23 protein-coding genes, 4 pseudogenes and 1 riboswitch are annotated in these 26,086 nt (G+C 41.1%); of the genes and pseudogenes, 24 read left to right on the forward strand and 3 right to left on the reverse strand.

Annotation, left to right across the window (positions count from 1 at the left end; genetic code table 11):
• Positions 1-2: 2 nt before the first annotated feature.
• The 6 genes and pseudogenes from pfkB (at position 3) to P8F77_RS04160 (ending at position 6,517) form a co-directional block, all read left to right on the forward strand.
• Complete coding sequence (pfkB, locus tag P8F77_RS04135) at positions 3-932, forward strand: 1-phosphofructokinase (RefSeq protein ID WP_024728405.1); 930 nt, start codon at positions 3-5, stop codon at positions 930-932.
• 19 nt (positions 933-951) lie between these two features.
• Positions 952-1,806, forward strand: coding sequence for a class II fructose-1,6-bisphosphate aldolase (gene fba / locus P8F77_RS04140; RefSeq protein ID WP_095142933.1), 855 nt, complete (start codon positions 952-954; stop codon positions 1,804-1,806).
• A gap of 285 nt (positions 1,807-2,091) precedes the next feature.
• A pseudogene (locus P8F77_RS04145) lies at positions 2,092-2,778 on the forward strand (iron-containing alcohol dehydrogenase); the annotation flags it as partial.
• Positions 2,779-3,012: 234 nt separating this feature from the next.
• A complete protein-coding gene (locus tag P8F77_RS04150) occupies positions 3,013-4,917 on the forward strand; it encodes a BglG family transcription antiterminator (RefSeq protein WP_024728402.1) in 1,905 nt (634 codons plus the stop codon).
• A 205-nt stretch (positions 4,918-5,122) separates the two neighbouring features.
• Positions 5,123-6,046, forward strand: coding sequence for a hypothetical protein (locus P8F77_RS04155; protein WP_024728401.1), 924 nt, complete (start codon positions 5,123-5,125; stop codon positions 6,044-6,046).
• Positions 6,047-6,064: 18 nt separating this feature from the next.
• The gene (locus tag P8F77_RS04160) at positions 6,065-6,517 is read left to right on the forward strand and encodes a PTS sugar transporter subunit IIA (RefSeq protein ID WP_024728400.1); all 453 of its coding nucleotides are present in this window, start codon (positions 6,065-6,067) and stop codon (positions 6,515-6,517) included.
• Positions 6,518-6,613: 96 nt separating this feature from the next.
• On the opposite strand, the pseudogene P8F77_RS04165 reads toward P8F77_RS04160, so the two are convergent.
• Positions 6,614-7,494, reverse strand: a pseudogene (locus P8F77_RS04165) (transposase); the annotation flags it as partial.
• 164 nt (positions 7,495-7,658) lie between these two features.
• Here P8F77_RS04165 and P8F77_RS04170 point away from each other — a divergent pair.
• From P8F77_RS04170 to P8F77_RS04190, 5 genes and pseudogenes are all read left to right on the forward strand, one after another.
• Positions 7,659-7,949 carry a PTS lactose transporter subunit IIB gene (locus P8F77_RS04170; protein WP_024728397.1) on the forward strand — a complete coding sequence of 97 codons (291 nt, stop codon included), beginning with the start codon at positions 7,659-7,661 and terminating at the stop codon, positions 7,947-7,949.
• Positions 7,950-7,970: 21 nt separating this feature from the next.
• Positions 7,971-9,236 carry a PTS transporter subunit IIC gene (locus tag P8F77_RS04175; protein WP_024728396.1) on the forward strand — a complete coding sequence of 422 codons (1,266 nt, stop codon included), beginning with the start codon at positions 7,971-7,973 and terminating at the stop codon, positions 9,234-9,236.
• Between the two features lie 55 nt (positions 9,237-9,291).
• Entirely contained in the window at positions 9,292-10,437 is a 1,146-nt protein-coding gene (gene dgoD, locus P8F77_RS04180; RefSeq protein WP_024728395.1) for a galactonate dehydratase, read from the forward strand.
• 15 nt (positions 10,438-10,452) lie between these two features.
• Positions 10,453-11,082, forward strand: a complete 630-nt coding sequence (locus P8F77_RS04185; RefSeq protein ID WP_024728394.1) for a bifunctional 4-hydroxy-2-oxoglutarate aldolase/2-dehydro-3-deoxy-phosphogluconate aldolase — start codon at positions 10,453-10,455, stop codon at positions 11,080-11,082.
• A 103-nt stretch (positions 11,083-11,185) separates the two neighbouring features.
• Positions 11,186-12,423 (forward strand): annotated as a pseudogene (locus tag P8F77_RS04190) (IS256 family transposase).
• Between the two features lie 222 nt (positions 12,424-12,645).
• On the opposite strand, the pseudogene P8F77_RS04195 reads toward P8F77_RS04190, so the two are convergent.
• Positions 12,646-12,956 (reverse strand): annotated as a pseudogene (locus P8F77_RS04195) (YbjQ family protein).
• Positions 12,957-13,141: 185 nt separating this feature from the next.
• A riboswitch (FMN riboswitch) is annotated at positions 13,142-13,257 on the forward strand.
• A gap of 299 nt (positions 13,258-13,556) precedes the next feature.
• Between P8F77_RS04195 and ribD the strand changes: the two are divergent.
• The 9 genes from ribD (at position 13,557) to P8F77_RS04240 (ending at position 20,324) form a co-directional block, all read left to right on the forward strand.
• Positions 13,557-14,621: a bifunctional diaminohydroxyphosphoribosylaminopyrimidine deaminase/5-amino-6-(5-phosphoribosylamino)uracil reductase RibD gene (gene ribD / locus P8F77_RS04200; RefSeq protein WP_034550001.1), complete on the forward strand. Its 1,065-nt coding sequence runs from the start codon at positions 13,557-13,559 to the stop codon at positions 14,619-14,621.
• 4 nt (positions 14,622-14,625) lie between these two features.
• The gene (ribE, locus tag P8F77_RS04205) at positions 14,626-15,270 is read left to right on the forward strand and encodes a riboflavin synthase (RefSeq protein WP_024728392.1); all 645 of its coding nucleotides are present in this window, start codon (positions 14,626-14,628) and stop codon (positions 15,268-15,270) included.
• 11 nt (positions 15,271-15,281) lie between these two features.
• Positions 15,282-16,478: a bifunctional 3,4-dihydroxy-2-butanone-4-phosphate synthase/GTP cyclohydrolase II gene (locus tag P8F77_RS04210; protein WP_287520045.1), complete on the forward strand. Its 1,197-nt coding sequence runs from the start codon at positions 15,282-15,284 to the stop codon at positions 16,476-16,478.
• A 32-nt stretch (positions 16,479-16,510) separates the two neighbouring features.
• Positions 16,511-16,975: a 6,7-dimethyl-8-ribityllumazine synthase gene (gene ribE, locus P8F77_RS04215; protein ID WP_024728390.1), complete on the forward strand. Its 465-nt coding sequence runs from the start codon at positions 16,511-16,513 to the stop codon at positions 16,973-16,975.
• Between the two features lie 111 nt (positions 16,976-17,086).
• Complete coding sequence (locus P8F77_RS04220) at positions 17,087-17,815, forward strand: NAD-dependent protein deacylase (protein ID WP_024728389.1); 729 nt, start codon at positions 17,087-17,089, stop codon at positions 17,813-17,815.
• Positions 17,812-18,177, forward strand: a complete 366-nt coding sequence (locus P8F77_RS04225; protein ID WP_024728388.1) for a NusG domain II-containing protein — start codon at positions 17,812-17,814, stop codon at positions 18,175-18,177. Before P8F77_RS04220 ends, P8F77_RS04225 begins: the two co-directional genes overlap by 4 nt.
• Positions 18,178-18,189: 12 nt before the next feature.
• Positions 18,190-18,684, forward strand: coding sequence for a Gx transporter family protein (locus P8F77_RS04230; protein WP_287520048.1), 495 nt, complete (start codon positions 18,190-18,192; stop codon positions 18,682-18,684).
• Between the two features lie 139 nt (positions 18,685-18,823).
• Positions 18,824-19,888, forward strand: coding sequence for an FAD:protein FMN transferase (locus P8F77_RS04235; RefSeq protein ID WP_235824618.1), 1,065 nt, complete (start codon positions 18,824-18,826; stop codon positions 19,886-19,888).
• A 64-nt stretch (positions 19,889-19,952) separates the two neighbouring features.
• The gene (locus tag P8F77_RS04240; protein ID WP_024728385.1) at positions 19,953-20,324 is read left to right on the forward strand and encodes a helix-turn-helix domain-containing protein; all 372 of its coding nucleotides are present in this window, start codon (positions 19,953-19,955) and stop codon (positions 20,322-20,324) included.
• A gap of 331 nt (positions 20,325-20,655) precedes the next feature.
• On the opposite strand, the gene P8F77_RS04245 is transcribed toward P8F77_RS04240, so the two are convergent.
• Entirely contained in the window at positions 20,656-21,669 is a 1,014-nt protein-coding gene (locus tag P8F77_RS04245) for a LacI family DNA-binding transcriptional regulator (RefSeq protein WP_024728383.1), read from the reverse strand.
• 404 nt (positions 21,670-22,073) lie between these two features.
• Between P8F77_RS04245 and P8F77_RS04250 the strand changes: the two genes are divergently transcribed.
• From P8F77_RS04250 to galT, 4 genes are read left to right on the forward strand one after another with little or no spacing between them, the layout of a single operon-like run.
• A complete protein-coding gene (locus P8F77_RS04250; protein WP_347256347.1) occupies positions 22,074-22,235 on the forward strand; it encodes a hypothetical protein in 162 nt (53 codons plus the stop codon).
• Between the two features lie 20 nt (positions 22,236-22,255).
• A complete protein-coding gene (locus P8F77_RS04255) occupies positions 22,256-23,536 on the forward strand; it encodes a galactokinase family protein (RefSeq protein ID WP_024728382.1) in 1,281 nt (426 codons plus the stop codon).
• Between the two features lie 12 nt (positions 23,537-23,548).
• Positions 23,549-24,574 carry an aldose epimerase family protein gene (locus P8F77_RS04260; RefSeq protein WP_024728381.1) on the forward strand — a complete coding sequence of 342 codons (1,026 nt, stop codon included), beginning with the start codon at positions 23,549-23,551 and terminating at the stop codon, positions 24,572-24,574.
• Positions 24,567-26,069 (forward strand): UDP-glucose--hexose-1-phosphate uridylyltransferase, encoded by a 1,503-nt coding sequence (galT, locus tag P8F77_RS04265; RefSeq protein WP_024728380.1) that lies wholly within the window; start codon positions 24,567-24,569, stop codon positions 26,067-26,069. The genes P8F77_RS04260 and galT overlap by 8 nt, the downstream gene beginning before the upstream one ends.
• The last annotated feature ends 17 nt before the right edge of the window (positions 26,070-26,086 follow it).

The raw sequence follows: 26,086 nt of genomic DNA on the forward strand, positions 1-26,086 counted from the left end.
GCATGATTACAACTGTAACGTTAAATGCTTCCATTGATAAAGCCTATCATATGACCCAAAAAATTGAGAACGGTACGGTAATGCGAGTAGCAGAGACACATAACAGTGCCGGCGGAAAGGGGCTGAATGTGGCAAGGGTGGTCAAACTTTGCGGTTCTGATACAAAAGCCGCCGGTTTTGTGGGAGGATATAACGGTCAATATTTAGAATCACTTCTGGACGCAGATGGAATTTCCTATGAATTTGAGCATATCAATGGCGAAACGAGAAGCTGCATTAACATTTTAGATCCCGGATATGGTTCTACCGAATATCTGGAAGGCGGGTGTGAAGTTACAGCGGAAGAAGAAACTTCATTTTTAGAAAGATTTCCCGGGATCATCCGGAACAGTGATGTTGTGACCATTTCAGGAAGTGCTCCCAGGGGAATGGGCAGGGATATCTATCAAAAAATGATCCGGATCGTTAAGAAGCTGGGAAGAAAAGTGATCTTAGATACCAGCGGAGAATATTTAAAGAGAGGTCTTGAGAGCCTGCCAACTATGGTAAAACCTAATAAAGATGAGATAGAAATGCTTTTTGATATCAAAGTCCGCAGCCAGGAAGATGTCATAGGATATGCTCAAAAAATCTACGAAAAGGGGATCCCATATGTAGTAATTTCTCTTGGAGGCGAAGGGGCTTTACTCGTATGCAAAAAAGGCATTTATCAGGGTAAACCGCCGAGAATAGAAGTGGTAAATACGGTAGGATGCGGAGACTCTATGGTTGGAGCGTTTGCAGTCGCATTGGAGAGAAATATGGAGCCGGAAGATGCCCTGAAATTCGCAGTGGCAGTTGCATCTGCCAACGCGCTCTCATCCAATACAGGGACATTTGATCCTGCAAAGAGAGACGAGATCAGCCAGAACGTTAAGATAATCAAATTATAATATCCGGAAAGGGAAAGTTATGTTAACAACATCGAAAGAAATATTACTGAAAGCACAGGCCGGCGGATACGCAGTCGGTGCATTCAATGTAGAAAATATGGAAATGGTACAGGCAGTTGCAGAAGCTGCAGAGGAATTACAGTCACCGGTTATTATGCAGACAACTCCGTCTACAGTAAAATATGCGGGACTTGATTATTATCTTGCAAATGTTAAAACAGCGGCAGAGAGGACATCGGTTCCTGTAGTGATGCATTTAGATCATGGCAATAGCTTTGAACTTGCGATGCAGGCACTCAGAGCGGGTTATACTTCCATCATGATCGATGGTTCCCATGAGGCATTTGAAGTTAATATGACTGTCAGCAGGGCAGTCGCAAATGCCTGCCATCCATCCGAAGTTCCGGTAGAGGCTGAGCTTGGGAAGGTTGGGGGGAAAGAAGATGATTTAGACGGCGGAGATGATAATCCATATACAGATCCACAGGAAGCGAAGGAATTTGCAGAGAGAACAGGGGTTGATTTTCTCGCAGTGGGGATTGGTACAGCCCACGGTGTTTATAAGGGAGAACCAAAGCTTCAGTTTGACATCTTAAGCCGGATCAGAGATGTTGTAGAGATTCCGCTCGTTCTTCACGGAACAAGCGGTGTGCCGGACGAAGCGGTAAAAGAGTGTATTAAACGTGGTATCTGTAAAGTAAATTATGCTACCGATCTCCGTATTGCATTTACAAAAGGAGTAAAGGGTGTTTTTACTGCAGATACTGATACTATTGATCCTAAGAAATATAGCGCAGCAGGCCGTGAAGAAGTAAAAAAATATGTTATGAGCAAAATAAAAGTTTGCGGAAGTGCAGGAAAAGCGCAGAAATAAAATATCAATTACAAAATGGACGTAAGTCAGCTTTGTGCACAGATGTGTAAGGAAATCATTTGTCTTTATAAAATATCAAAAATAATGTAAAATAAGATTATATATGAAAGAATTACTCGTACATACCCCGGTAAATAAGATCACGGTAAAACAGATCGTAGATCAATGCGATGCCACCGAAGATTTACAATTTATTTAAAGATATTTAGAAAAGATAAGGTGTTACACTTTTAACGAAATGTAACATTATTTATATTTTACCAAATGTGTAACTTGTATTGCTACTTGAACAATTTTATAACGGAAATAGTTAAAAAATTGCGTATCGTATTAAATGGAACATCTTATCACGGAGCAGGAGCAATCCAGGAAATCGCAACAGCAGCAACAGGTATGGATGCATTAACACATGCCATCGAAGGATATACAACAAAAGCTGCATGGGAAATGACAGATATGTTCCATATCAAAGCGATCGAACTGATCAAACTGATCTCTGAAAACTTAAGAGGAGCTGTTGAAAATACACCAGAAGGAAGAGAAGGAATGGCAATGGGACAGTACATTGCAGGAATGGGATTCTCAAACGTAGGACTTGGAATCGTACATTCTATGGCTCATGCATTAGGTGCAGTTTATGACATACCACACGGAGTAGCAAATGCGGTCCTTCTTCCAACAGCTATGGAATATAACGCAGATGCAACAGGAGACAAATACAAATATATTGCAAAAGCAATGGGTGTTGAAGGTGTTGAAGATATGACACAGAAAGAATACAGAAAAGCAGCCGTTGATGCAGTGATAAAATTATCAGCAGATGTCGGAATACCAGCAGATTTAAAAGAATTCGTGAAAGAAGAAGATGTACAGTTTTTAGCAGAATCCGCTTATGCAGACGCATGCGCACCAGGAAATCCAAAAGATGCGAGCGTAGAGTATATTATTGCACTTTATAAATCATTATTATAATTTTAAGACATCTAGTCTTCAAACACTATACTTATGATAATTACAACAATAATATATAAAATACAATAAATAAAAAGAAGGTACTGGATTCCAATTCAGAGAAAAGAGGAATTCAGTACCTTTTTTGCAAACATAATTTTCAAGTGGAAATACAGATTGCTAATTGTCATCTTTTTTAGGAATTGTTATAATAAAAAAATAGTTAAAAATACCTTTGTGAAGAGAGATGTGGTTATGTTAGATTACAGAATGAAAAAAATTATTATAGAATTATCTGACAAGAAGTATGTCACAGCCTCAGAACTTGCTAAAATTTTGGATTTGAATGAGAAGACAGTTAGAACAACTATAGCTAAAATGCGTGATTCTGTAGATGAATATGGGGTGGAAATTGAGGCTAAAACAAGAAAAGGGTATCATTTGATTATTAATGATAAGAATAAATATCAGAAATTGATAAATGACGATGCATTTTTGTTGAAAACAGATATTCCGAATAATTCAAAAGAAAGGGAAGAATGGCTGCTGGATTATTTATTGAAACAGCATAAATTTGTTCGAATTGATGATTTGAGTGAGATGTTGTATGTATCCAGATCAACAATCACAAACGATTTAAGAAATGTTGAAGATATTTTAAAAAATTATCATATAACATTGATTCGACGACCAAATTATGGATTGCATGTACAGGGAATTGAGTTTGATATTCGTAATTGTATGATATCTCAGTTTAAAGATAATCAATGGACGAAGAGAATCTCAGAAGAAAAAACACGAGAATTGAAAATAATTTTAGAGATTCTTTTAAATAATATTCAGAATCAAAAAGTAGTTTTGTCAAAATCTATGATTCAAGAAATGATGTATTGTATTTATATTTCAAAGGTACGATATGAAGAACATTATAAAATTACAGTTAGCAAAAATGAAGTAGTTAATAGAATTTATAAACCATGTATTGATGTTGCACAGAAGATTATAGAGGAGATAAATAAGAGTTTTGTTATTAATCTTCCAGATTCTGAAGTGTATTATATTGCTATTAATATTGCGGCAAGAAGCGATTATAATGTATTAGAAGGAGAAGTGGAATCAGGAGTTATCAATCAGGCAAGAAAACAGGCAACGCAGATGTTAGAGTGTGTATACGATATGATGCATTTAGATATGCGTCAAAATCTTACATTGTTATATGATTTGATCATTTTCTTAATTCCTATGGATATACGAATGAGATATGGCATCATTGCCAAGAATCCATTTGCAGATGCAACAAAGAAAAAATACTTTTTTGCATATAATGTTGCATCGCAGGCAGTCATACCATTGAAAAAAACATATTTTCATGAAATTCCAGAAAATGAAATTGCATATATAACCAGTATTTTTGCATTATTTATTGAACAGGAAAAGGATAAAAAGAAAAAATATAATATTCTAGTTATTTGTGCAACCAATATGAGTACATCGAAATTATTGGCGTATCAATATAAGAAGAAATTTAAGAAATATGTGGATGAAGTGTACACATGTGAGATGTATAATTTGGATTCTTTTGATTTTTCAAAAGTGGATTATATTTTTACAACCGTGGAGATTAACAGGGTTTTACCGAAACCGGTATTAGGAATTTCTGCTTTCTTAGAAGACGAAGAAGTTGATAAGATCAGCTCTATTTTGAAATTTAAGGCTTCAAATACAATTGCAGATGTGTATAATGAAGAGTTATTCTATGATAATATAAAAGGGGAAACAAAAGAGGAAGTTCTATTTGAAATATGTCAGAGAATACCTGAGAAATATGGAATTCCAACAGATTTTTATGAGGGTCTTTTAAGGAGAGAGGAAATTGCAGGAACTGATCTTGCAAAACATGTAGCACTTCCACATCCGTACGAAACAACATCTAGTATAAGTTTTGCCTGTATAGCAGTGTTAGATCATCCAATCCAATGGACAAGACAAGAAGTGCAGGTAGTGATTTTAATGACGGTTGCAGAAGATGAGCAAAGAGATTTAACTAATTTCTTGCAATTAATCTCAGAATTTATTGCAAATGAAAAAGCGGTATTACAATTAATTAAAGAACGAAACTTTACGGCTTTTGTAAATTTGTTGTCTCAAATTGAAATGTAAATAACAAAAAAGGAAATAATGAATTACGGCAATTGTTAACATGTCCTTAATTGATAGTTTGGGATGTTGGGATGTCCGTAATGATAACGGACATTCCTGTTGTGGTGTCTGATTTTGAAACGTTGTATATTTAAAACATGTTAAAGATGTAATGTGTTTTAGATATACAACGTTTTTTATTTAAAACAATAAAGGAGGTGCTGCGATGGGAAAAAGTCAGGTAATGACAGTATCAGGATTCGTGGATGCTGAACAGTTGGGAACAGTTTATGCTCATGAACATTTGATTGTTCAACCACAAATTTCAGAAGATCAATATATCCTATATACTTTGAAAGATGAGAAAGCATCTTTCAAAGAAGCAGAATCATTTGCAAATGCCGGAGGAAAAACAATTGTGGAAATGACTCCGATATATTATGGAAGAGATGTTTTGGCATACCAAAGGATTGCTAAAGAAGCAGGGATATATGTTGTATGTTGTACAGGGTTTCATAAAGAATTGTTTATGCCACCATGGTTTAAGGAAAAGAAACTTTCAGAATTATATGATCTGGTTGTAGATGAAATTAACAATGGTATGGATGGAACATTGATACAACCGGGAGTTATAAAAATGGGAACAAGTTTTGAAACCATTACGAAGCAGGAAGAAAAATCCATAGAGATTGTTGCAAAAATTCATCGGGATACTGGAATTCCGATAAGTACCCATTGCGATAAAGGAACGATGGGAATTGAACAGTTAGACATGTTAGAACATTATGGTGTATTTCCAGAAGAAGTTTTGTTAGGACATATTGATAGTAAACATGATATTGATTATGCAAAGGAACTGTGTAAAAGAGGTGCAACAATCTGCATTGATCATGTAGGAAGATGTTTAAGTGATAAAGATGCATTTTGTGTTCGTATGATTACAGATTTAGTAGAAGATGGATTTGCCGATCATGTTGTATTATCAGGGGACATGGGAAAGATGGATTACCTTTTAGCATATGGAGGAACGCCGGGACTCAAATACATATTAACAGATTTAAAGAATACGCTGTTAAAGCATATTTCAGAAGAAGACTTTTGGAAGATGTTGATTAAGAATCCACAAAGGTTTTTAAGTGGAAGTGACTAGTAAAAGAAAGGGACAAAAATGCAGTTAGAAGATATGTTATTTCCAGAATGTACACTAGTTCATGTAAAAGCTGACAGAAAAGAAGATGTTATCTGGAGGTTATATGAAAAACTGTTGCAAAATGGAAGGATAAAAGAAAGTTTTTATGATGCAGTTTTAGAGCGAGAAAAGGAATACCCAACAGGACTTAAATTTGAAGAGTGGGAAGTTGCAATTCCTCATGTTTCGCCGGAACATGTACTTGCTTCGACGGTAGCGATTGCAGTTCTTGATGAACCAATCGAATTTAAGCGGATGGATGATGATTCTTTTGTCCATGTAAAAGTAGTATTTAATATCGCACTAGGAAAAGACGGAAAACAAATAGAGATTTTGCAAGATATTATGGCAATTTTTTCAAATTCTGAAAAAATGGAACGTATTGTAAATGCAGAATCACCAGAGGAAGTTATTTCAATTATCAAAGGTTAAGATAGTTTTCTGCACAGACAGGATAATCCGAGAACCTTATGTCAAGTGACTTTCGCGGAATAACGGAGCTTTGCTCCATTATTCCACGTTTAAGTGACGAAAAGCCATTCTCATGGCGAGAATACATGGGCCGACCCCGCGGTTGTCAGATACCTGATAGCCGATGATGGAACGTTTGGCAGCATCCATGATGAAACAGATGTAAGTCTTGATACCACGGATTTTGATGTAGGTTTCATCAGCAGTGAAGACACTGCCGGAGCCATAATCGTAGTTATCGACAAAAGGTTTAACGCAGATAGCGGCCGTTCTACAGTAATTAGCTATCTGCTGATGGGAGATGGAGATATTGTACAAATCTTTTAAGGCCTGAGATGTTTTTCTGAGAGATAATCCAAGATTTATGTGGAGAGTCAGGCACAGAGCCATTGTGTTGGAATCGAACTTGCTGAATTTCAGGGAAGATGCATTCTTTGGTAAAGAGTTTAAATCCATGCGAAAAAAATCTATCGTGAATTCACGGTAGATGTAGTGGAGTTTGTATTTATTCTTGCCATAGTCCTCATTCAGATCTTTTTTATCAACGTTACGAAGATTGTGAAGATAGTAAGGGCACTTGGGGTTTACACATTTATGGATGATGAAGTGCTTGCGGTTCTTTTTTGGAACGAGTGTGTTCCACAGCGGGGGCAACAGTATTCATCTGGGATATCACACTCGGATCGGCGGTTGACGGGACGGATTTTCTTACCGTAACGTTTTTCAAAGTAAGGAATCAGCTCCTTATAAGTCCAGTCTTGACGGAAAACTGTAATGAGAGGAAGCTCATCAGTTTTGAATTTCTGGTACTTTGGAGAGTGGGAATCATCAAAAGCCCACTGCCGGAGAGGAATGTATCTGCAGATAAACGAAAAAAGATAGCGAATCATTCGCTGTTGGTATTGAATGTAGTGAAGTAAATAAAGTATAATGTCCATGAGCATTGGCTCCTTTCGGTATTTTGGAATTTTGGTCGAGGATATTATACCAAAAAAGGGAGGTCAATGCTCTTTTTATTGCAAACTCCCATAAACTCAAGGTTTAACAATAAAAAACGGTAGTGAAACTTGACACTACCAAGGTTAATTAGGAGGAAACGAAAATGAAAAAAATTATGGTATGCTGTGGATCATCAATGATTACTTCAACAATGGCAATTAACAAATTAAAACAGGCAATGCAGGATGCGGGGATTGGTGCAAAATTTATCCAGTGCAAATTTGCAGAAGTTCAGGGGAAAGTAAAGGAAGAACGTCCGGATGTAATAGTGCCAACAGGGGCTTTGAAGGATACATTAACAGATGATGTTCCGGTAGTAGTTGGCACATGTTTTGTAACAGGGGTTGGAGAAAAGGATACAATTGAAAAAATTGTTGAAATATTAAAAAAATAAAAAAACAGGAGGAAAGTAGATATGAAATTACAGGTAGTTATTGATGCATTAAACTGGATCTGCGGATTAGGACCAATGTGTATGATGCCAATCATTATGTTTGTAATTGGTATTTGTTTAAGGGTTCAGATTAGTAAGCTGATTAAATGCTGTATTACAACGGGTGTTGGATTTTGTGGGGTTAATTTGGTTATTAACGCATTTATTGCTCAGGTTGGACCAAGTGTGCAAAATATGGTAAAAACATTTGGCTTACATACAAATATTATGGATGTGGGATGGCCTGCACGTGCAGCAGCGACATGGGCATATCCAATGGCGGCAGTTGTAGTATTTGTAGTATTAGGATTAAATATTTTAATGTTAGTTCTTAAATTAACAAATTGTGTCATGGTTGATTTCTGGAGTTATAATCATTTTATTTTCTGTGCAGCAATTTGTTATTATGCATCAGGAAGTGTCATTGTTGGATTAATCTGTGGTGCTGTTTGTGCGGTAGTTACGTTTAAACTTGCAGACTGGACGCAGCCGGTAGTTGAAGAAGCGTTTGGTTTGCCAGGCGTATCATTTCCAACATCTAACAGCATCAGTTGGGCACCATTAGCTTATTTATTAAATAAATTATATGACAAAATTCCTGGATTAAATAAGTTGAAAGCTGATCCTGAGTCAATTCAAAAAAAATTTGGTATTCTTGGAGAACCTCTGATCATTGGATTGATTTTAGGAGTTATTTTTGGAATTCTTGGTGGAAATGATGTAGCAGGTGTTATGAGTGTTGCAATGTATACAGCAGCAACTATGTTATTAACTCCTAAAATGATGCAGGTTTTAATGGAAGGATTAATTCCATTTGCAGATGCTGTAAAAGAACTATTAAATAAAAAATTTGAAGGAAACAATTTCCATATAGGAATTGATGCAGCATTAACGATTGCAAATCCCAGTTGTATTGCAGTTGGTATTTTAATGGTTCCAACAACAATTGTATTAGCAATGGTTTTACCATTTAACAGATTACTTCCAATTTCAGATATTGCATATCAGGCTATGTGGTTGTCTGCATATCCAGTAGCTTTTAGTAAAGGAAATGTAGTAAGAGCATATATTTCTTGTGTTATTTTCACAACAATTATGTTAGGAATTGCAACAGCATTGGCACCGGTTCATACATCATTAGCGGTTGCTGGTGGATATAAATTAGGAAAAGCAGTTTTAGTATCAACAGAGGATGCGGGAACTCATTTATTATCTTATATTCTATCTTTGATTGCGCGAATTTTCTAGATACAGATTTTAAATAACGCAGAGCAGACAAGGCAGGAAGAAAAGGAGATTATTGATGAAAATTACAGATGTCGTTGTGTATGAAGTAAAGCCCAGATGGATTTTTGTAAAGGTTTGTACAGATGAAGGAATTGAAGGCTGGGGTGAGATGATCTCAGGGACCAAAACGGAAACAGTAGTAGCCGGAGCCAAAGAAATGGGTGCATATCTGATGGGAAGGAATCCTTTTGAAATTGAACGTTTATGGCAGGAAATGTATAAATCGTTTTTTAGAGGTGGACCGATTAACGGTACAATCGTATCAGGATTTGAAATGGCATTATGGGATATTAAAGGAAAATATTATGGAATTCCAATCTACGAATTTTTAGGTGGAAAAGCCAGAGATCGTATCAAAGTATATTCATGGATTGGAGGAGATCGTCCGGACGATGTGGCAAAAGCAGCATTAGAAAGAAAAAAAATGGGATTTGATGCTGTAAAAATGAATGCTACAGAAGAATTACATTATGTTGATATGTTTGATAAAGTTCAGGCAGTTGTAGACAGGGTCGCATCTATCAGAGAAGTTTTAGGAAATGATTTTGGAATTGCTGTAGATTTCCATGGACGAGTTCACAAACCAATGGCAAAAGTACTGGCACATGAATTAGAACCATATAAATTAATGTTCTTTGAAGAAGTAGTTTTACCGGAAAATGAAGAAAGTTTCCAATCAATTGCAAATCAGGTATCAACACCATTGGCAACAGGGGAAAGACTGGTCAGTCGCTGGGAGTATAAACGATTGTTTCAGCAGGGGGCTGTAGATATTATACAACCGGATGTGGCATTGTGTGGTGGAATTTTGGAAACCAAAAAAATTGTATCTATGGCAGAGGCATATGATATGGCAGCAGCACCACATGCACCATACGGACCTATTGCTCTTGCAGCAACATTACAGGTGGATGTCTGCTCTCCTAATGTATTTATTCAGGAGCAGAGCCTTGGAATTCATTATAATAAAGGATTCGATCTGCTTGATTTTATTAAGAACAAAGAGGTTTTTCAGTATAAAGATGGTTATGTGGATATACCTAAAAAACCAGGACTTGGTCTGGAGATTGATGAGGATATGGTGAAAGAGGTTTCAGCAGAAGGACTTCACTGGACAAATCCAAAATGGAGAAATTATGATGGAACCATGGCTGAATGGTAAGAGGGAGAAAATGAAATGTGTAAATTGTTAGATCATAAAATTGTGGCAATCGCAAGAGGGATAGATGAAGACCATATCATCCCAACGATTCAGGCACTGATTGATGGTGGAATTAATGCTGTAGAACTGCCTTTGAGTCATAAATCCAAAGAAGCGTATGATAAAACTTTGAAAATAATAAAGAAAGTACATGATACATTTGGAGATAAAATTTACTTAGGAGCAGGAACAGTACTAAGTCCTGAAGAAGTCGAAAAAGCAGCAGAAATGGGTGCGGAATATATGATTTCTCCGAATATGGATGTTGAAGTTATTAAAAAGACAAAGGAATTAGGCAAGGGATCAATGCCAGGAGCATTTACGGCAACAGAAGTTTTAACAGCATATAATGCAGGAGCAGATGTTGTAAAGATTTTCCCAGCAGGGAATTTTGGTGAAAGTTATATTAAAGCACTTCAGGGACCATGTGATTTTATTCCATATGCTGCAGTAGGAGGAGTAAATGCAGACAATATGAAATCTCTGTTGGATGCCGGATATAACATGGTAGCAGTAGGAGGTAATCTGGTAAATAAAGAATTAGTTATGAAAGAAGACTATAAACAGATTACAGAACTTGCAAAAAAATATATACAAAATGTTTAATTAATTTAAATGGAGAAAGTCGAGTGTGTGAAACTTTTTCTGTAAAATAGAACTTAGAAGGTTCTTCTATGATAAAATAAAAATCATAGGAGGGCCTTTTATTATGGCAAGAGAAAAGAAACCAGTGCACAAAGTACAAATGACAGAAGGGAAACGCAACATCATCCATCAGCTCCTGGAGGAATACCATATCCAAACAGCGGAAGATATTCAAGATGCCCTGAAAGATCTCCTTGGCGGAACCATCAAGGAAATGATGGAAGCGGAACTGGATGATCATCTGGGATATGCAAAATCAGAACGCTCCGACAATGAGAATTACCGGAATGGATACAAACCAAAACAGGTAAATAGCAGTTATGGTTCTATGCAGATCCCTGTGCCACAAGATCGGAAATCTACTTTCGAACCACAAGTGGTGAAAAAACGGCAGAAAGATATTTCTGATATTGACCAAAAGATCATTTCCATGTATGCAAAAGGATGACGACCCGGCAGATATCAGAAACCATGGAGGAGATCTATGTTGAAACCTCGGAAGGATTTATCTCTGATGTCACAGACAAGATCCTGCCCCAGATTGAAGATTGGCAAAACCGGCCACTGGATGAGGTCTATCCAATCCTATATATTGACGCCATCCACTATTCTGTCCGTGACAATGGAATGATCCGTAAACTTGCCGCCTATGTCATTCTTGGGATCAATGCGGAAGGGAAGAAAGAGGTACTTACGATTCATGTTGGAGAGAATGAAAGCTCAAAATACTGGCTGTCTGTTTTGAATGAGCTGAAAAACCGGGGCGTAAAGGACATCCTTATCATCTGTGCGGATGGTCTTACAGGCATAAAGGAGGCCATTGCTGCTGCATTCCCCAAAACAGAATATCAGAGATGCATTGTCCACCAGGTGAGAAATACCTTAAAATATGTTCCAGATAAAGACAGGAAGGCGTTTGCAGCAGATTTAAAGACGATCTACCAGGCATCGGATGAAAAGAAGGCCCTTGCAGCCCTTGAACGTGTGACAGAGAAATGGACACCCAAATATCCGAATTCGATGAAACGCTGGAAGGACAACTGGGATGCTGTTTCTCCCATCTTCAAGTTTTCAGCAACCGTCAGGAAGGTGATATACACAACCAATGCCATAGAATCACTGAATTCCACCTATCGGAAGCTGAACCGCCAGAGAAGCGTATTCCCAAGTGATACGGCGCTGTTGAAAGCGCTGTATTTAGCGACATTTGAGGCTACAAAGAAATGGACGGTAACGATGCGCAACTGGGCACAGGTATATGGGGAGTTAAGCATCATGTACGAGGGACGACTTCCAGAGTAATTCAAAGACGGCCTAAAACGGGCGGATTTACCGCCTGCTGTTGACATGTTTTTTTTGTAACTGTTATATATAAAGTAAGGGCGAAAAGCCTGTTTTTCAAGACTTTCGCCCTTCATTATCATAGAAGAATCTTATTTACAGACTTTTTTCATAGTCTCAGAAAGTCTATAGAATTATTCAAAAGTCGAATACTCTATAGACTTTTTGTAGTTTATTTGAATCTTACAGGAATTTTACAGCAGTTCCATAAACAATAATTTCAGCAGCTCCCTGCATAACAGCAGAAGGGGAATATCTTACATTGATTACAGCGTCAGCCCCAAGTTCTTCGGCTTCTTCAACCATACGCTCCGTTGCCAGATCTCTGGCTTCGTTCATCATTTTTGTATAAGATTTCAACTCCCCACCAACAAGAGACTTAAATCCCTGTCCGTTATCTTTTCCAAAGTTTTTGGAATGGATCGTACTACCTTTCACCAATCCAATCGTTTCTAATTTTTTTCCGTAATAAAATCAGTGTTCACAATGATCATAATGGCATCCATTTAGAATATTCTTCAAAGATTTTATTTACCGAATCCACTTGAAAAATTCAGTGTTTTACAGTAATATACAAATTGACAGAAGAAAGAAAAAATTATGAAATAGCCTGAATATCATTCTTTTAAGTCTTGACAAGGATTTATGATAGGTTATAATGGAATGTATAAAAATTGAATAGGATCTTCAGGGCAGGGTGAAATTCCTACCGGTGGTACAGCCCACGAGCCGCAAGGCATGATTCGGTGAAACTCCGAAGCCAGACAGGTATAGTCTGGATGAAAGAAGATAGTGATAAAAGAACTCTGGGATTTACGCACAGCGTAGGTCAGATGCATTTGGTGTATTTGGCGTGCTGTTATAAATCTCAGTTTTTTGTTTTCATATTAGCTGTTTGTTTAGACAGTTTATCTATGAGTGAACTTTAGCTTAAGAAAGCCCTGAAGTCCTGTATTGTAGGATTTTGGGGCTTTTTTATTTCTTGCGAAATACCTTATCACGCTTATACGCGAGAGTTTTTCCTATGAAATACAAAGCGTTCCGCGATGCTGCACACATGAGAAAGGAGGTTTGTCCAGTTGCAGGAACTTTATATGAGAAGGGCCATTGAACTGGCCGGGAAAGGAACAGGATATACCAATCCAAACCCGTTGGTGGGGGCTGTCATCGTAAAGGATGGGCGGATAATCGGAGAGGGATTCCATGAGACATACGGAGGTCTGCACGCAGAAAGGAATGCGTTAAAGAACTGTACGGAAGACCCAAAAGGTGCGGAACTTTATGTGACCCTGGAGCCATGCTGCCATTTTGGAAAGACACCGCCTTGTACAGAGGCCGTCATAAAAAGTGGAATCAGGAAAGTCTATGTTGGAAATATTGATCCGAATCCAAAAGTTTCCGGTAAGGGTATTGATATTTTAAGAGAGCATGGCATTGAGGCAGAAACAGGAGTACTTGATGCGGAATGCAGAGAGATCAATGAAATCTTTTTCCACTACATTGCCCACGATACGCCTTATGTAGCATTGAAATATGCAATGACACTGGATGGGAAAATTGCAGTGAAGACAGGAGAGTCCAAATGGATTACCGGAAGGGAGGCAAGGGAACATGTACAGTTTCTCAGACACCGGTATGCAGCGATTCTCGTGGGAATCGATACGGTCTTAAGTGATGATCCGATGCTCAATGCCCGGATCATAGGCGGGAACAACCCGACACGTGTGATCTGCGACAGCAGACTCAGGCTCCCTTTAAGTTCGAAAATTGTTCAGAGTGCCAAAGTAATTCCGACCATCATTGCGGCATGTGAAAGAAACGAAAAGGCGCAGAGGCTTGAGGCTTTGGGATGCCGGGTGCTGATATGTCCGGAGAAGGATGGAAAGACGGATCTGCTGGAACTTCTGAGGACACTGAGGAAAGAAAAGATCGATAGTATCCTTGTGGAGGGGGGAGCTGATATTAACGATTCAGTTATTCAGACCAAATCGGTAAACAAAGTGTATGCTTTTGTGGCACCGAAGCTTTTCGGGGGAAGACAGGCAAGGTCACCAGTGGAAGGAAAAGGGATAGATAAAATCAGCGATGCGATACTTTTAAAGGGCCCGGAGATTACCAGGCTCGGCGAAGATCTGCTGTTAGAATATGAAGCGAGGTGAGAATGTGTTTACAGGAATCATTGAAGAAATAGGCACCGTTCTGTCAGTAAAAAAAGGAGGGCAGTCCTCAGCCGTCAGGATCGGGGCATCCAAAGTCCTGAAAGATATCCATACAGGAGACAGTATTGCAGTCAACGGTGTATGCCTTACCGCGGTCACATTTGACGGACAGGGGTTTCTGGCGGATGTGATGAACGAGACCTTTGAAAAGAGCAGTCTGAAAAGCTTGAAGCCTGGAGATCCGGTCAATTTAGAGCGGGCCATGAAAGCAGGAGGACGTTTTGGCGGACATATGGTTGCCGGCCATGTGGATGGAACCGGAACGGTCACATCAGTGGAACAGGATGCCAATGCAGTTTGGTTTACGGTGGCGGCACCGTCAGAGATCATGCGGTACTGTGTCAGCAAAGGTTCCATCGCCCTGGACGGCATCAGTCTGACCATTGCAAAGACCGGGGACCAATGGTTTCAGGTTTCGGTCATTCCCCACACCTTAAAGGAAACGGTACTGGGAGCAAAAAAAACTGGAGATCTGGTGAATCTGGAAAATGATATGATCGGAAAATATGTGGAGAAACTGATGAATTTGGGGCATGATGAAAAAACCAGTGCCATTACAGAGGAAATGTTAATGAAAGCAGGATTTTAGGAGGAAAGAACATGAAGTTCAGCACGATTAAAGAAGCATTGGAAGACTTAAGACAGGGGAAGATCATCATTGCAACAGATGATGAAGACAGGGAAAATGAGGGCGATTTTATCTGTGCCTCTGAGTTTGCGAATACTAACAATATTAATTTTATGGCAGTCCATGGAAAAGGTTTGATCTGTATGCCCATGAGTGCAGCTATGGGAGAGAAACTTGGACTGTCTCCAATGGTAACCAAGAATACAGATAACCATGAGACTGCATTTACAGAGAGTATTGATCATGTGGAAACCACCACGGGAATTTCAGCAGTGGAACGTTCTGTCACAGCGCTGAAATGTATGGAGAACGGCATCAGACCGGAGGATTTAAGGCGCCCCGGACACATGTTTCCGCTGATCGCAAAGCCGGGCGGTGTTATGGAGCGGAACGGTCACACAGAGGCAACAGTGGACCTTATGAAGCTTGCAGGTTTAAAAGAAAGCGGTCTGTGCTGTGAGATCATGAGGGAAGACGGCACTATGATGCGTACCACAGAACTCATGGGACTGGCAGAGAAGTTCGGCCTTAAGATAATCACCATAAAGGCACTGCAGGATTACCGGAAAAAACATGAAGTGTTCGTGAGCAGGGAGGCGGAGACGCCGATGCCCACCAAGTATGGAGAGTTTCGGGCTTACGGTTATGTGAATAAACTAAACGGCGAACATCATGTCGCCTTAGTAAAAGGAAATGTAGATGACGGGGAGCCGATATTGTGCCGGGTACATTCCGAGTGCCTGACGGGAGATACCTTTGGCTCGTTAAGGTGCGACTGCGGAGATCAGCTTACCACGGCCATGAGACAGATCGAAGCGGAAGGCCGGGGAATTCTGCTCTATCTGAGACAGGAAGGCCGGGGCATTGGTTTGATCAACAAACTGAAGGCCTATGCTCTGCAGGACCAGGGAATGGATACGGTAGAGGCAAATCTGGCTCTCGGATTTGAAGAAGACCAACGGGAATATTACATAGGAGCACAGATTCTGAGAGACCTGGGTGCGTCTAAGTTGAGACTTTTGACAAATAATCCGACGAAAATCGAAGGTCTGGGTGATTTCGGGCTGGAAATCGTAGAGAGAGTGCCCATCCAGATCAAGCTCACAGATTATGATTCTTTTTATATGAAGACAAAACAGAAAAAGATGGGACATTATTTAACTTATTAAGCTGCAAATAAATAAGAAAGAGGAGATAAAAGATGAATGTTTTAGAAGGAAAATTAGTCGCAAAAGGGATGAAAGTCGGCATTGTCGCCGCCAGATTCAATGAGTTTATCGTATCCAAGCTGCTTTCTGGGGCATTGGACGGCCTGCGCCGCCATGACGTGAAGGAAGACGATATTGCTGTTGCCTGGGTGCCTGGGGCATTTGAGATTCCTGTTGCCGCACAGAAGATGGCGGGATCAGGGAAATATGACGCTGTAATCTGTCTGGGAACCGTGATCCGGGGATCTACCAGCCACTATGATTATGTGTGCAATGAGGTATCCAAGGGTATCGCTCACGTGTCTATGGAGAGTCAGATTCCTGTGCTGTTCGGTGTACTGACCACGGAAAATATCGAGCAGGCCATTGAGCGCGCCGGTACGAAAGCCGGAAACAAGGGGTATGACTGTGCACTGTCAGCGATTGAAATGGTAAATTTATTGAAAGAGATTGGTTAAACTGGACGGAGCCGCTTATTTACTGTAAAATAGAACAGAAAATAAGCGGCTTTTTTATTACCGTTTTGTTTGTCTTTTAACCCTATTTGAAGATACAAGGAGATAATTGCCATGGACCAGATTGAACAACTTCAGAATATGATAGATGAGAGCAGCAGGATTGTTTTCTTCGGCGGGGCAGGAGTATCCACAGAAAGTGATATTCCTGACTTCAGAAGTACGGACGGACTCTATCATCAAACTTATAAATACCCTCCGGAGGTGATTGTCAGCCATACATTTTTTGTGCAGAAGACAGAGGAATTTTATGATTTTTATAAGAAGAAAATGATATTTCCGGATGCCGAACCGAATCCTGCCCATTTAAAGCTTGCAGAGCTTGAGAGGGCTGGAAAGCTCACGGCGGTTGTCACTCAGAATATCGACGGTCTGCACCAGAAAGCCGGAAGCCAGAAGGTATTTGAGCTGCACGGAAGTGTTCACAGAAATTACTGTCAGAAATGCCATAAGTTTTTTGATGTAAACTATGTGGCCGGAGCACAGGGAGTGCCGCACTGCGACGAATGCGGAGGACTGGTGAAGCCGGATGTTGTACTATATGAAGAAGGACTGGATGCATCCGTGATGAGGGGAGCCATCGATGCGATTTCTAAGGCGGATATGCTGATCATCGGTGGAACTTCTCTCGTAGTGTATCCGGCGGCGGGCATGATCGATTATTTCCGCGGAGAGCATTTGGTGCTCATCAACAGGGATGCCACATCCAGAGACCGGCAGGCAGAGCTCTGCATTACAGATCCAATCGGTGAGGTCCTTGGGCAGATTAAGGTGAATTCATGAAAAGAAGAGATATCGTGTTGATCGGAGTAGTTCTTTTTATGGCAGCGGTGGGATTTTTATTCCTGTCTCTTGTGAAGCAGGACGGGGAAAAGGCAGTGGTGACTGTGGACGGAAAGGAAGTCTGGAGCCACAGCCTTTCTGAGGATGCGGTCTATACGGTAAAGAGCAGGAACGGGTCCAATGTAGTCCGCATCCAGGGAGGGAAAGCCTCAGTCACAGAGGCAGACTGCCCTGATCAGATATGCAGAAAGCATAAAGCCATCGATAAAACCGGGGAAACCATTGTCTGCCTGCCTCATAAACTCGTAGTGGAAATTAAAGACGGAACCAAGGAGAAAGAATATGACGGAATTACAATCTAAGGAGAAAAACCAATGACCAGGCGGATTGCTGTGGATGGCATGTTTCTGACACTGGCCATCGTTGTTTCTTATATAGAGGTACTCCTTCCGATTCCTGTAGGGATTCCCGGAGTGAAGATCGGGCTTGCCAACGGAGTCATTATGGTTCTTCTCTTTTTTACCGGGTGGAAACGGGCGCTGTTTATCTCCGTTTTGAGAATTCTTCTGGCAGGAATGCTTTTTGGGAATCCGATGACGATTGTTTACAGCCTGGCGGGCGGGATTTTGAGTATCTTTCTCATGGCGCTTCTGAAAAAAGCCGGGGGATTTTCGGCAGTGGGACTCAGCGTTGCCGGAGGAGTAGCACACAATCTCGGGCAGCTCAGTGTTGCAGTGTGCCTGATGGAGAATGTAAGAATTTATTATTATACGCCGATACTGCTGGTCACCGGAACCATTGCCGGCATTGCGATCGGAGTGCTGACGGCGGGGCTGGTAAAGAAGGTTTCGGCAAACTTATTTCAGTAGAAAATGTACGTAATTTTTACTGAATAAGTATCCATTTAGCAAAAGGAGCTATCCAATGATAGTTTTTTATCACTATTGGAGGAACGTATTTTAAAGTGTGACGGAAATAGTGATAAAAAACTCCTACAGGAGGAAAGATGTGAAAAAAAAATTATGTGCGGTCATGGTATTTGTGCTGACGGCGGTCATGGCATCAGGCTGTGTGAAGAAAGAAGAGATACAGAAATATTCCCATGTAGACTATGCCATGGGGACAGTGACCAATACGACACTATATGGGAGAAGCCCGGATCTTTCTGAGGCTGAACAAGAGATGATGGAGAAGATGAAGAAGCTGGAGACAGAGCAGCTGTCCTGGAGGAAGGACAGTTCTGCCGTGGCAAAGCTTAATCAAGGGAATCAAAGAGTGGCGGATGTCCCGGAGCCGCTGTTTACCTGGATGAAAAAGTCTCTTCAGATTGCCAAAGACAGCAAAGGCGCTGCGGACCCGGCCATCGGAAGCCTCACTCGAATGTGGGATTTTGAATCCGAGAATCCAAAGGTACCCGATGCTGATAAGATCAAAGCGCTGATCAAAGACGGTATCGTCAGCAATGCATATGAGCATGTAAAACTGAATGAAAAGCAGAAAACCGTGCGAAAAGCGAGAGAGATTAAAATGGATCTGGGAGCTTTCGGGAAGGGGATCGGAACCGACGAAGCCATGAGGTTTCTCAAAAAAGAAAAGATAATTACCGGAGCCATGGTGGCTCTTGGGGGAAGCATCGCTGTTTATGGAGAAAAGCCCGGCGGGGAGGACTGGAAAGTCGGGATACAGAACCCTGACGGAAAGCAGGGGGAGACAATTGGAGGGCTTAGCGTAAAAGGCGGGACCTTCATCTCTACCTCCGGTGATTATGAAAAATATTTTATTGATAAAAAGACAGGGAAACGGTATTTCCACATCTTAGATGAGAAGACCGGATATCCGGCACAGACAGAGATCACCTCATGTACCATTGTGTGCAGTTCAGGTATTGCCAGTGACGGGCTGTCCACCGCATGTTTTGTGCTGGGGCCGGAAAAAAGCCGTTCACTGTTGAAAAAGTACGGAGCAAAAGCGATCTTTGTGGATAAACAAAAAAATGTTTATGTCAGTGACGGATTAGATTTTGAGCTCACAGACGATGCATATAAAATAGTTAACAAAGACATTGACGGATGAAAAAATTCTGAACCGACCCCCAAAAGTTAGACCAAAAATCTAACGATTGGAGGTCGGTTTTATTATGGCAAAATATAGCCTTGAGCTAAAAAAGAAAGTAGTTGAAGCATATCATCGCCGGGAGGGTAGCTATTGTTTTCTTGCTCAAAAGTATGGAATTACAAATAAGCGTCAGGTTTTAAATTGGGTTCATTCATATGATGCGTTTGGCTGTGAAGGCCTGATGCGTTCCAGAAAAAAGCAAATGCAGTCCGTGCTAGATACTACTCCTGTAGATACAAGTGCTGAACATATCAAACAGCTCGAAGATGAATTATTAAAACTGCGAATAGAGAATGCCTATTTAAAAGATGTGAGGAGGCTGCGTTTAGAGGAGGAAGCTCTTCTGAAAAAAAAGCGAGAATCATCCACAGCCTCCGAGGAGACTTCAAATTAAAAGATATTCTCGCTGTTGTTGGGTTTCCGAAAGCAATCTATATGTACTGGCAAAAAAGATTCCAGAGAGATAATCCTAATAAAGAGCTTGAGGAAAAAGCATGGAAATTACTTCCTTTACCAGAAAAAGCCGTAAGTATAGCTCATATAAAGGACGGATTGGAAAAGTGGCTCCGAACAGATTACGGAGACGTTTTGATACGAAAATCCCACACCAGAAGATTACGACTGATACATGCGAAGTGGATTTTCCACTTCGCAATAAAGTCTAACTTTTAGGGGTCACCTCATTCATCTGCCAGTGTCTTTTTTAGTGATTAAAATAAAATTCTTTATTTTTCTCCGCGGGGTTTTCCGCAGGTCTGCCTTTTAATCAGTGTACACGGCAGTGTCAGGCGCACCGGTGTCTTGTATTCGCTTGGCACTTCGTTATAGAGTTTCGCCACAAAGTTTGCTGCATATTCCCCCATATACTCTGAAGGAGCATGGACCGTAGTCAGCGGAGGATTGGAAAATTCGGCCACACTGATATCATCAAAGCCGATGATCGAAATATCGTCGGGAATTTTATACCCATGTTCATAGAGGGAGCGCATGGCGCCGATCGCGATTGGATCGCTGGCGGCAAAAACTGCAGTAGGCAGATTTCCAGATTCTATAAGTCTGTTCATCATCTGATATCCGGATTCTGCGCTGAATTCTTCCTCTATAACATAAGGTTCATAACAGAGTTCAAGTTTCCTGCAGTAATTGATAAACGTTTCTTTCCGCTGCTCAAAATAGACGGTATCCTCGTCGATGTATTCCTTTCCGCCCAGATAACCGATCCTTGTGTGTCCGAGTTCCACAAAGTAATCAATCACATCTATGACAGACTGGTGTAAATCCAGTACAATGTTATTGAAGGAAATCCTGGAAGTGCGCATATCAATAAAAATAATATTGTCCGTAAGCTGCTCAAAGGCTTTGATATCCTTTTGCGCAAACTTTCCAATACAGATCAGGCCGTCCACACCGCTTAATGTTTTTAAATAGTCCGGATCACTCTGGAATGCCCGGATGACTTCAATGTTCTGGTCTGCACAGTATTTCTCGATCCCTACGCGGATGTTCTGGTAGTAGGGGTCTTCTAATTCCTGAAACAGGGAGTACCACTGGAACACTCCAATGGTAGTCCTTTTCGTTGTTCCTTTCCCCTTTTTTCTGTAGTTCAGACCGTCTGCAATCTTTAAAACTCTGGCTCTTGTCTCATCAGTGACGCTCAGGGTGTCATCCTGATTTAAAATACGGGAGACTGTGGCGGATGATACGCCTGCTTTTTCAGCGATATCTTTAATGGTAGCCATATGAATTCTCCTTTAGCATCTAATTCCAACTCTTTTTTATTCCAAGTATACCATATCTGTAAATGAAAATAAAATCTTTTTATTATAATTTACTAAAATATAGTGAATAAATTTAGTAAATAATTAAGTAAAATATAGTTGAAATATTTACTAAACAGTATTACTATATAGACATAGGAACGAAACTAAGATATGAAATAGGAGGCTTGATGTATGGAAACGAATAGTGGCAGAGAGAGGGAAGTGGTTTCCGTCCTTCCGCGTATTTTTGCCAGTCTGGGACAATCCCTGATCATTGCCGGTTTCGGAGTGTAGATCATTGGGGCTCTGGGAGGAGGTTATATCGGGTATCACAGATTTGCCATGAGCAGACGGGATACATACCAAACAGCCCGGACCAGAGTATGCTGACCATGAATTCCATACGGATACTGATGTGTGCCGCGCCTGCGCTTTCAATGCTGACTGCATATGTCATTTATAAAAATGCATATAAGCTCAGCGACAGTTTTATGAAAAAGGTTATAGAAACGATACAGGAAAGGAGATTTAACGCAGAAGCCTGACATTCTGCGGAGGTGAAAAGATGAAAGATTCAAGTGTGTTGATCAAAGAATTTAAAAAAGGAACTTATGAGAGTCTGTTGAAAGATATTTATGTAGATGACAGTGTGCTGGAATATCAGAGAGAAAGATACATAAAAGCACTGAATCAGTATGAAGAAATATTCGGGGAAGAGGAAGTGGAGATCTATTCTGCACCGGGACGAAGTGAAGTGGGGGGCAATCACACGGACCATCAATATGGTAAGGTTCTTGCAACGTCTATTAACCTGGATGCCATTGCAGTGACTGCCAGGACAGAAGATGAGAAGATCACGATAGTATCTGACGGATATGAGCGCATGGAAATCGGTTTAAACGACCTGCCTGCCAAAGAGGATGAAAGAGAAACCTCTCTGGCACTAATCAGGGGGGTTGCCGCCAGGCTGAAACAGAAAGGTCATAAGATAGGAGGTTTCCGGGCATATATCACCAGTGATGTGCTGATCGGCGCAGGAATGTCTTCCTCCGCAGCCTACGAAACCTTGATTGGTACGATCCTGTCCGGACTGTACAATCAGATGAAACTGGACCCGGTGTTCTTAGCCCAGGCGGGCCAGTATGCAGAAAATGAATATTTTGGGAAACCATGCGGCCTGATGGATCAGATGGCGTCTTCGGTGGGAGGAATGATCTATATTGATTTTGAAAATCCGGAGGAGCCGGAAGTAAAGCAGGTAAAAGTTGACTTTGAAGGTTTTGGACACAGCCTCTGCATTGTGGATACGAGAGGGTCCCATGCGGATCTGACAGAGGACTATGCCATGATTCCGTCTGAAATGAAGCAGGTGGCCCATTATTTTGAAGAAGATGTGCTGCGGAAAGTAGACAAGACCGACTTTTATCTGAATATACCGGCCATCCGTGAAATCCTTGGGGACCGGGCCGTGCTCCGCGCCATGCATTTGTTTGAGGAAAATAAGAGGGTGGAAGAAGAGGCGGAGGCCCTGGAACAGGGAAAATTCGAGGTCTTCAAAAAACTGGTGAAGGATTCAGGAGATTCCTCTTTCAAGTATTTACAAAACGTATATTCCAATCACCAGGTGAACAACCAGAGTGTTTCCATCGGACTTGCAGTCAGTGATGTGATACTGAAAGACAGAGGTGTAAGCCGTGTCCACGGGGGAGGCTTTGCAGGAACCATTCAGGCTTTTGTACCGGATGAGATCGTTCCGCTGTATCAGAAAACCATGGACAGTGTATTTGGAGAAGAAGCGTGCCATATTTTGAAAGTCCGCAAATACGGCGGAATGAAAGTTTTATAGGGAGACAGGACAATGGCGGAGATGAAAGTGATCGAACAGCGACAAGACGGCATTGACATCATTGAGATGAAGAATCAGGATCTGACAGTGAGAGTTACAAATCTGGGATGCCACATTCTTTCGGTCTGGATGAAAGACAACAAAGAAAATATAGACGATGTTGTGCTCGGACTTCAAAATATAGAAGACTATAAGGAGGATGACAAATATATCGGAGGAATCCTAGGAAGGGCGGCGAACCGGATCAAAGACGGAAAGTTTACCCTTAACGGACAGGAGTATCATCTGCCGGTCAATAACGGACCGAACCATCTTCACGGAGGCACAGAAGGGTTCGATAAGAAAGTCTGGGATTATGAGATCCGGGACCATAAAGTGATCTTTTCCTATCTGTCAAAAGATATGGAAGAAGGATATCCTGGAAACTTGAAGATACATGTTTCCTATGAACTGACAGGAAATACGTTTACCATGGTTTACTACGGAACAACCGACAAGGACACGATTGTAAATCTGTCCAACCACACCTACTTTAACCTGTCCGGAGGAAAAGAAAAGATTTATGACCATAAGCTGAAAATAAAAGCAGCTCAGATTGCCTGTGTAGACCAGGACGGATGTACTACCGGCGAAAAACTCTTCGTGGACGGCACCCCGTTCGATTTCAGAAAATTCCACAGGATCGGGGAACGGATCGATGAAGATCATGAACAGCTTAACTTTGCAGGAGGGTATGACCACGCTTTTGTTTTCAGCGGGCAGAAAGACCAGATCACGCTGTTTCATGAAGAAACAGGGAGAAAAGTGACAGTTTCCACGAACCTTCCGACCGTACAGCTTTACACTTCAAACTTTCTGGAAGGAGGCTTGCCGGGGAAAGAGGGAAGAGTCAACGTAAACAGGGACGGTGTCTGCCTGGAAACCCAGTTCATGCCAAATGCTGTCAATCTTGAGGAAAAGCCACAGGTGATCCTCAGAAAAGGCGGCAGTTATGCAGTGTTTACCGCTTTTAAATTCGAGGTGCAGGAAGATGATTGATGAATATATTGCAAAATTAGTACAGTATGGGCTCGATAAAAAACTGATCGAACCGGAGGACAAGATTTACACGATCAATCAGTATCTGGAGATCTTTAAGCTGGATGATTACGAGGAGCCCAAAAGACCTGCCGGGGAGATCAATCTGGAAGAAATCCTGACAAAACTGACGGATGAGGCATATGACCGTTATATTATAAAGAGCAATGATGTCGTGACGAGAGATCTGTTTGACACAAAGCTCATGGGTGTTTTGGTGCCGAGGCCAAGCCAGGTGATACGGGATTTCCGGGAGAAGTATCAAAAAAGTCCGGAAGCAGCCACCGAATTTTTCTATAAGTTCAGTCAGGATACAGACTATATCCGCAGATACCGTGTGAAGAAGGACTGGAAGTGGACCGTAGACAGCCCATATGGAATCATTGATATTACCGTGAATCTCTCCAAGCCGGAAAAGGACCCGAAGGCCATTGCCGCGGCAAAGAATGCGGCGCAGAGCCGTTATCCCAAATGCCAGCTGTGCATGGAAAATGAAGGGTATGCAGGGCACATGAATCACCCGGCGAGACAGAATCACAGAGTCATTCCGGTTACAGTCAACGGCAGCAGATGGGGATTCCAGTATTCACCGTATGTTTATTACAATGAGCACTGTATCGTATTTAACGGAGAGCATGTGCCTATGAAGATTGACCGGACGGCGTTTGTGAAGCTGTTTGATTTTGTCAGACAGTTTCCTCACTACTTCCTCGGCTCCAATGCAGATCTTCCGATCGTGGGAGGTTCCATCCTGTCACACGACCATTTCCAGGGCGGACATTATCAATTTGCCATGGCAGATGCGAAGATCGAAAAACATTATACGATCAAGGGATTTGAGGATGTGGAGACGGGAATCTTAAACTGGCCGCTGTCAGTGCTCCGAATCCGGTCAAAGGACGAGAATCGGCTGATTGATATGGCGGATCATGTCCTAAAAGTATGGAGGGAATACAGCGACGGGGATGCCCATATTTATGCACAGACCGGCGGGGAACCGCACAATACCATCACTCCGATTGCGAGAAAGACCGGGGAGACCTATGAGCTGGATCTCGTATTGAGAAATAATATCACGACTGTAAAACATCCTCTGGGGCTGTTTCATCCTCATGAACAATATCACCATATTAAGAAAGAAAATATCGGTCTGATCGAAGTCATGGGTCTTGCGGTGCTGCCATCCAGATTAAAAAAAGAAATGGAGCTTCTTGCGGAGTGCCTTGTATGTAAAACTCCGATCGAAGAATATGAATGTCTTAGAAAGCATGTTGACTGGGCGGAGCAGTTTGTGCCAAAATATAAGGAGATCAACAAAGAGAATGTCATGGATATCCTGAAAGAAGAGATCGGACAGATATTTGTAAAAGTCCTTGAGGATGCAGGAGTTTATAAATGCACCGAAAAGGGCAGGAAACAGTTTGAGAGATTCATTTTTACACTGGATCAGCAGTAAGAAAGGCGGAATGAAAT

It is taken from the genome of Anaerostipes sp. PC18 (assembly GCF_039789045.1).
GTDB classification, from domain to species: Bacteria; Bacillota; Clostridia; order Lachnospirales; family Lachnospiraceae; genus Anaerostipes; species Anaerostipes hominis.